We start from the raw sequence: 573 nt of genomic DNA, 5'->3' as shown, positions 1-573 counted from the left end.
CGCGATCGCCGATACCGACGCGGGCAACATCGTCGTCGCCGCGCAATGCGGCATGCAATGGGGCTACCGGCTGCTGCCCGTGGTGCTGCTCTCGATCCCGGTGCTCCATGTCGTGCAGGAACTCGCGGCGCGGCTCGGCATCACGACCGGCCATGGCCCTTGCGGGCTGATCGGCAAACACTTCGGGCGCGGCTGGGCGATCCTGGCAGCCGCCATGCTCGCACTGGTCACCGCCGCCACGCTGATCACCGAGCTGACGGCCGTGGCCGGCATCGGCGAGATCCATGGCGTGGCGCGAGGGATCAGCGTGGCCATGGCCGCTGCCCTGATGACGCTGCTGGTGCTGTCGCGATCCTGGCGGCGCGTGGAGCGCATCGCCCTGGCAATCGGATCGCTCGAGCTGGCGTTCTTCTACCTGGCCTGGCGCAGCCATCCCGCGCTGGGCACGCTGGCCCGGCAGGCGATCGACTGGCATCCGGCCGGGCCCGGATTCGGCTGGGCGGCGGTGGCGCTGCTCGGCGCGATCTTCAGCCCGTCGATGGTCTTCTATCAACAATCGGCGATGACGGGACG

At 70.0% G+C, this 573-nt stretch carries 1 protein-coding gene; it reads left to right on the top strand.

The window, feature by feature from the left end; translation table 11 throughout:
* The coding region (locus HW466_RS31105) for a divalent metal cation transporter (RefSeq protein ID WP_176316143.1) at positions 1-573 on the top strand (573 nt) is incomplete at both ends.

Origin of the sequence: Burkholderia territorii, from assembly GCF_902833055.1 — a bacterium.
Classification (GTDB): Bacteria; Pseudomonadota; Gammaproteobacteria; order Burkholderiales; family Burkholderiaceae; genus Burkholderia; species Burkholderia territorii.
The sequence above is the reverse complement of the archived record's forward strand: the minus strand, read 5'-3'. Positions and strand labels throughout refer to the sequence as shown.